The organism is Thermoflexus sp. (assembly GCF_042408365.1).
Lineage (GTDB): Bacteria > Chloroflexota > Anaerolineae > Thermoflexales > Thermoflexaceae > Thermoflexus.
Map to the genome: position 1 here is coordinate 1 of NZ_JBHOQJ010000249.1, position 6,802 is coordinate 6,802.

At 63.4% G+C, this 6,802-nt stretch carries 6 protein-coding genes; all 6 read left to right on the plus strand.

Annotation, left to right across the window (positions count from 1 at the left end; genetic code table 11):
• Positions 1–305 precede the first annotated feature (305 nt).
• Entirely contained in the window at positions 306–1,298 is a 993-nt protein-coding gene (era, locus tag ACFMO5_RS11500; protein ID WP_376792893.1) for a GTPase Era, read from the plus strand.
• A 13-nt stretch (positions 1,299–1,311) separates the two neighbouring features.
• Positions 1,312–2,202 carry a tRNA pseudouridine(55) synthase TruB gene (gene truB / locus ACFMO5_RS11505; RefSeq protein ID WP_376792894.1) on the plus strand — a complete coding sequence of 297 codons (891 nt, stop codon included), beginning with the start codon at positions 1,312–1,314 and terminating at the stop codon, positions 2,200–2,202.
• 77 nt (positions 2,203–2,279) lie between these two features.
• Positions 2,280–3,227: a bifunctional riboflavin kinase/FAD synthetase gene (locus ACFMO5_RS11510; protein ID WP_376792895.1), complete on the plus strand. Its 948-nt coding sequence runs from the start codon at positions 2,280–2,282 to the stop codon at positions 3,225–3,227.
• A gap of 25 nt (positions 3,228–3,252) precedes the next feature.
• Complete coding sequence (locus tag ACFMO5_RS11515; protein ID WP_376792896.1) at positions 3,253–3,828, plus strand: hypothetical protein; 576 nt, start codon at positions 3,253–3,255, stop codon at positions 3,826–3,828.
• 236 nt (positions 3,829–4,064) lie between these two features.
• The gene (scpB, locus tag ACFMO5_RS11520; protein WP_376792897.1) at positions 4,065–4,673 is read left to right on the plus strand and encodes an SMC-Scp complex subunit ScpB; all 609 of its coding nucleotides are present in this window, start codon (positions 4,065–4,067) and stop codon (positions 4,671–4,673) included.
• Positions 4,674–5,300: 627 nt separating this feature from the next.
• A complete protein-coding gene (locus tag ACFMO5_RS11525) occupies positions 5,301–6,443 on the plus strand; it encodes a saccharopine dehydrogenase family protein (RefSeq protein ID WP_376792898.1) in 1,143 nt (380 codons plus the stop codon).
• The last annotated feature ends 359 nt before the right edge of the window (positions 6,444–6,802 follow it).

Genomic DNA, 6,802 nt, shown 5'->3' on the forward strand with positions numbered 1-6,802 from the left:
CCCAGCCCCGAAAACCCAAATTGAAAAATGGACAAAGCATTAGTGCTTCTCCCACATCCGATCGCGGGATGGGGCCGAATCCACTTTCCAGCCGTTTCCCCCGGGGATTCTTGGGGGTTGGGGGCCATCTGTCCCTCCATCATATCCCCTGAAAACTAAAATGATGGAAGAAGCACCACGTGTGCTCAGCGTCCTGCGGATGTTTTCGGGAGCGGGATGATCCGAACCGGTTGGGGCCGGAGTAGGTACCTGGCCTCCATGCTGGCCCCGGAAATCCTTAATCAAGGAGCACGGAGGGATAATCTGTGAGCGAATGGGAGCCCGAGCGCACCTTCCCGGAATATGAAGAGGTCCCGCCTGGCCATCGGTCGGGCTTTGTAGCGATCATCGGCAAGCCCAATGTTGGGAAATCCACCTTGCTGAACGCTTATCTCGGAACCAAGATCTCCATTGTCTCGCCGAAGCCGCAGACTACACGGCATCGGATCCTGGGCGTGCTGACGCGCCCGGACGCTCAGGTCATCTTCATGGACACCCCCGGGATCCATCGGCCCTTCCACAAGCTGGGGGAGTACATGGTCGCGGTCGCCCGGGAGACCATCCCGGACGCCGACGTGATCGTCTTCTTGGTGGACGCTTCGCAGTGGCCGGATGATGAGGATCGCATGATCGCCGATTTGCTGAAAGAGAAGGCTGGGGACAAACCGGTTATCTTGGCGTTGAACAAAATCGATCTCCTGAGGTCCGACCGGGAAGGGCATCTCGCAGCCTATCGCGCCTTGGCCCCCACTCCGCCGGAGGCGGAGCCTCCGTTCCCGTGGGAGGAGGTGCAGATCTCCGCTGTTCGGGGCGATCATCTGGATCTCCTCCTGGAGCGGATCATCGCCCACCTGCCCGAGGGGCCCCGTTATTACGATCCCGACATGCTGACGGATCAGCCGCTTCAGATGATCGTCGCCGAGCTGATCCGTGAGAAGGCCTTGCTTCTGCTGCGGGAGGAGGTGCCCCATGGGATCGCTGTGGAGATCACGGACTGGGTGGATCGCAATCCGAATCTGACTTACATCGCCGCCACAATTTATGTGGAGAAGGAGACCCACAAGCCAATCGTGATCGGGGAGGGCGGGCAGATGCTGAAGCGCATCGGGGCGGTTGCCCGCCAGGAGATCGAGGCCCTGCTGGGCCATTCGGTATATCTGGAGCTCTGGGTGAAGGTGCGGAAGAACTGGCGGCGGGATCCCGAACAGCTGCGCCGACTGGGTTATGTCCTCCCACGAGGGCGCAAAGGACGGCGATGAGGGTGCAGAGGGTATGAAGACGCCCGCCGGCTTGTTGGTGCTGGATAAACCGAAGGGCTGGACTTCCCACGACGTGGTGGAGCGGGCACGACGGCTCACCCGGATCCGGCGCATCGGTCACGCGGGGACGTTGGACCCGCTGGCGACGGGGGTGCTGGTGCTGCTGGTCGGGCCGGCAACCCGGCTGGCGGAGTTTCTGCTGGGCCACGACAAACGCTACCGGGCCGTGATCCGCCTGGGGATCCGGACGGATACCGACGACGCGGAAGGTCGGATCCTGAGCGAACGGCCGGTGGAGGTCTCTCGGGAGGCCTTGGAGGGAACGCTGCGTGCCTTTGTGGGGGAGATCCTGCAAACCCCTCCGGCCTTCGCGGCGATCCAACAGGGTGGGGAACGCCTGTATGAGAAGGCCCGACGGGGAGAGCCGGTGGCCCCACCCCCTCGTCGGGTTCGGGTCGCCGAGATCCGCCTGATCGAGTGGGATCCGCCATGGGCCACGGTCGAAGTGGCCTGTTCCGCAGGAACCTACATCCGGGCCCTGGCCCGGGATATCGGGGAACAGCTCGGGTGCGGTGCGCATCTGGCGGATCTGCGACGGCTGGCCAGCGGTCCCTTCACCCTGGCCGATGCCATCGCCTGGGAGAGCTTGGAGGCCGCTGCCCAGGCTGGGACCTGGCTCCGGTACCTGCGGCCGATGGAGGATGCCCTGCCGGATTGGGAGCCGATCACGCCGGAGCCGACGATCCTGAACCGGCTGCGGCATGGTCAAGCGATCCCTGCGGAGGAGCTTCCCCATCCGGGCCTCCGGCTTCGAGTCCACCGGCCGGACGGAACGCTGTTGGCGCTGCTGGAGCGCCGAGGAGAGCGATGGCAACCTGTGCGGGTGTTCCCGGAGGATCCATAATAACCTTAGGGGCGAGCGCGGGCGGTCACTCCGTCCGGTAATGGTAACCGAACATCCTGTCTGAGGTGTGCATCCCCATGCACTTCGCGCAACAATTGGAGGCGATCGATCCCGCTCCTTCGGTGGTCACCGTTGGGGCTTTTGATGGCGTGCATCTGGGCCACCAGGCCCTGATCGGGCAGGTGGTGGCGATGGCGCGCGCCCATCGCTGGCGTTCCGTGGTTGTGACGTTCTTCCCACACCCGGTGGTGGTTCTGCGAGGGGAGGTGCCTTTTTATCTGACCTCACCGGAGGAGAAGCGGCGCCACATCGCCCGCTTAGGGGTGGATCTGTTGGTTCAGATCCCGTTCACGGTAGAAACCGCCCGCATCCGCGCCGCGGATTTCGTGGAGCGTTTGGTTCGAATCGGCATGCGGGCGTTGTGGGCCGGGCCGGACTTCGCGATGGGGTATCGTCGGGAGGGCACGCTGCCGGTGCTGGAGGAATTGGGCCGTCAGTACGGCTACACAGTCCATGTGGCCATGGAGTTCCACTTGGGAGGGCGTCCAGTGCGAAGCAGCCGCATCCGGGAGGCGTTGCGACGGGGGGATGTGCGCTCAGCCGCCGAATGTTTGGGGCGTCCGTTCTCGGTTCGTGGGGAGGTGACCGCTGGCGCCGGCCGCGGGCAATCTCTGGGATTTCCGACCGCCAATCTGCGCATCTGGCCGGAGCACGCGCTGCCTGCCGATGGGGTCTACGCCTGTTGGGCGGGGCTGCCCGGGGGGATCCGTCGCATGGCGGTGGTGAACATCGGGGTGCGGCCGACCTTCGATCAGGGCAGTGAGCGGGTTGTCGAAGCGCATCTGCTGGACTGGACGGGGGACTTGTATGGGCGACCGCTGACATTGCATTTCATCGAACGGCTCCGGGAGGAGCGCAAATTCGCTTCCGCTCTGGAATTGGTCGCCCAGATCCGTCAAGACATCGCCCGGGCCCGCGAGATCTTGAACGCGGCTGCCCTTCCAGCGATCGAGGCAGAGGCTTAAAGCCTTTCTGGCTGCGGAGGTGAAAATGAACGCCTTCAATCGCGTGGTGGTTGTGCTGATGATCTTGGTGGCCATCCCGGTTTGCAGCGTGCTGCTCATTACCCCTCTGGAGCTGGCGGGCTTGCTCCGCATCGCTGCCGAAACAGCGGTAGAAACCCTTAGCCAAATCCGCCCAGAGATCCGTTACGGGGTGGGGATCCTGCTGGCGCTGATCGTGGACGCCCTGTTGATCCTTTGGTTGCTCTTTGAGGTCAGGCCGCCCCGGCGGATTGTTCGTGTGCCGGCCGTCAGCGGCGCGACCGTGGCCGTGGCTGTTGATTCGATTCGTGAGCGCTTAAAATATCATCTGGATCAACTGGCCGATGTCATTGAGGTCCACCCCCGCGTGATCCCCCATCGGGAGGGGCTGCGGGTGGAGCTGGACGTGTTGACCACTCCGGAGGTCGAAGTGCCTCGCAAAGCGGAGGAGATCCTGCAGATGGCTCGTGTGGTGATTGAGGATAAGATGGGCCTTCGCCTCTACGGCCAACCGGTGGTCCGCATCCGCCATGCACCGTATCCGAAAGGGGGGCCGCGTCCAGCCCGCCCGGCCTCTCAGTAACGGAGGAGGGGAACTATTCAGTCGTTCTCACGCAATGCCGATACGGGATGTAGGCGGTTGCCCCCTGGGAGCTTTTGGGGGCCCTTCCGCCTCCTCATGAGCGCTCCGAACCGAATGGGATCAGGCGGAATCGCTACGGGGGAGGGGGGGAGGCGCCCCTTCGGGGGTTGGAGGCTGTCGAAGGCGGTCTCACCCACCCCCAATTTTTATGAAAAGACCGCGAGAGGAGCGGATCGATGGAGGGGAAGCCGGAACGCCAGGTGAAAGGGCGAGAGCTGTCGGGTCAGAGCGAGCCTTTCCCACAAGCGATCTCTCCGAACGGCCACCTCCCCCTGGAGGCCCGGGTGGAGGCGCTGCTTTTTGTGGCCGGGGATCCTCCTTCCATCGCCCAGCTCGCCCGCGCGCTCAAGGTTCCCCCCGAGGCGGTGGAGGGGGCCCTGAACGCGCTTCAAGAGCATCTGAAGACGCGAGGGCTTCGACTCCAGCGCATGGGGGATCGGGTGCAGCTGGTCACCGCCCCGGAGGCGGCCGAGGATGTACGGTGTTTCCTGGGCTTGGAGGCCGCGCCCCGTCTTTCGACGGCGGCCCTGGAGACCCTGGCCATCATCGCCTATCGGCAGCCGATCACCCGCGCGGAGATCGAAGCCATCCGCGGCGTAAATTGTGATGGGGTTCTGCGGACTCTGTTGGCGAAAGGGTTGATCGAGGAGGTCGGTCGAGCCGAGGGCCCGGGCCGCCCGATTTTGTATGGAACGACTTTCCTCTTCCTCCAGCACTTTGGGCTGCGTTCGCTGGATGAGCTGCCTCCGCTGGACGGCGCGGAGGCTGACGGGGAGGAGCCTTGATCCTCCCTTTCGCGGCTCGAAGCAACGGCCAACTTGCGGCCGGAATTTTTAAACGCACTCGGGTGCCTCTTCTACGTTTTAAGGGTGTGCGCGGAGAAAGCGAATCCCTCCGCCCCCAAAGCCCCCACGAGGAAACCAACGGCACCACTCTTGCCGAAATTCCCTGTGAGAGGATCATCCACACGTATTGGGGCAACTCCCCGGTTTACAATTTCCATATTCCCCCCACGCTTTTCATCTTTGCGACGGAGGGCGGATGCTTCTCATACAGAGCAAACCCGGTTAAAATATGGTCCAGAGCCCTCTCCCCTTCGATGTTTGGAAATGGGCATGCCTCCTGATGCTGCTTCGCTATAGGGGAGGGAGGAGGAAATCGTTAGGTGGCTACGTTGAAATTCAATCGTCTGGAATCTCCTCACAGGGGCCAGGGGCTAAGGACGCGATGGGCCGCTCAAGACATCCATCGGAAGCGTTGTGTTCCTCGGTCTGGCGAGGACCCCTCCGGACCGCTCCGCGCATCCGGCGCTGCCACTGCTGGGTCATCTGGGCGACGGCAGATGGTTGACCTCATTCCTCCTCGTTTCAGGTAGCTTCCCGCGATCCCGTCCGAACACCATGGAGGTCTCCATGCGCGTGCTGGCTCTTGGCGGAGCGGGTGCGGTGGCCCGGGAGGCCACCCGCGATCTCTGTCAATACGGCGCCCTCTTCGATGAGATTGTGATCGCCGATATCGATCCCCGGAAAGCCGAGCGTTTGGCTCGGGAAATCGGCGATCCACGCCTCCGGGTGATCCCTCTCGATGTCCGGGATGAAGAGGCGTTGGTCCGGCGGATCCGCGAGTTCGATGTGGTCATGAACGGCCTTCCCTTCGCCTACGATGTGCTGGTCACTCGGGTCTGTGTGGAGGCGGGCGTCAGCGGGGTGGATCTGGCCTTCGATGAGGCGCAGTTCGAACTGGATGAAGCAGCCCGGTCGAAAGGGATGGTGTTCATCCCCGGCGTGGGGGCGACGCCGGGGACCACCAACGTCATGGCTGCCTATGGGGCTCGATTTGTGGATCAAGTGGAGGCCATCGAGATCGCCTTCGCCGCTTTCCGATGTCTCGCTCCCTCCCCGGGCCTGCTGCGCACCACCCTCTGGGAATTCAATCCGGAGGAGCCCGAGCGGGAGGCGGTTTACTGGGAAGATGGCGCGTGGCGGCCAGCCCCACCTTTCTCGGGGGAGAGGCGGATGCGTTTCCATGAGCAGATCGGCGAGCAGCTGGTTTATTATGTCCCTCACGATGAGGCCCGGACCCTGCCGCGTTCCTTTCCGGGGTTGCGCCGCGCCGCCGTACGCGGATGCTTCCCGCCGCATGTGATGCAGGCGATGCGTGCCCTCTACGAGCTGGGCGCCCTCTCCTCCACGCCGGTTTCGGTGAATGGGACAACCTACCCGGCCATTGACCTTGTCGCCCATCTCCTGGCCGCGCTCCCTGCCTCCCGGGAGAACCCTCGTTGGGCGTATGGGTTGGTGGTCGAGGTCCACGGCCAACAGGCGGGGCGTCCGCGGACGGTCGTGTTGCGCAACCGCCATCCGCCTCAGGAGGTGTGGGGAGGAGAAGCCGCCTATTACCGCAACATCGGTGTGCCCTTGAGCATCGGGGTTCAGATGATCGCACGGGGCGAGATCACCGCTCGAGGCGTGGTCCCGCCCGAACGCGCCATCCCCCCGGAGCGGTTCTTCGAGGAACTGGCCCGAAGAGGGATCGAAATCTTGGTGGAAGGATGAGGAAATTGGTTTCTTTGTCGGGTGCGGGCCATCGAAGGCGGCCCGCACCCTACAGAATGGAGCGTCTACTGCTTTAAATTTGGAGTTTTCAGGGGCCGGGCCAGGGGCCGTTTGGAGCAGGGCGCTGTAGCGTCCGCTCTTGGTCATCGGCCCAGCCCCGAAAGATTCGTTCCCCCTCTCCCCCCCAGCCCTTTGGGCCGTGGGGATGTATAGACCAGATACATGGGTAACACTTGTTCAGAGACATGGGTAACACTGGATACGATAGGGGCACGACACCTGATGCGGAGGTGGGACGTGCCCTGGAAGGAGTGCACCATGCTGTCCCTTCGGGCTGAGTTCGTACACTTGGCCTTGCA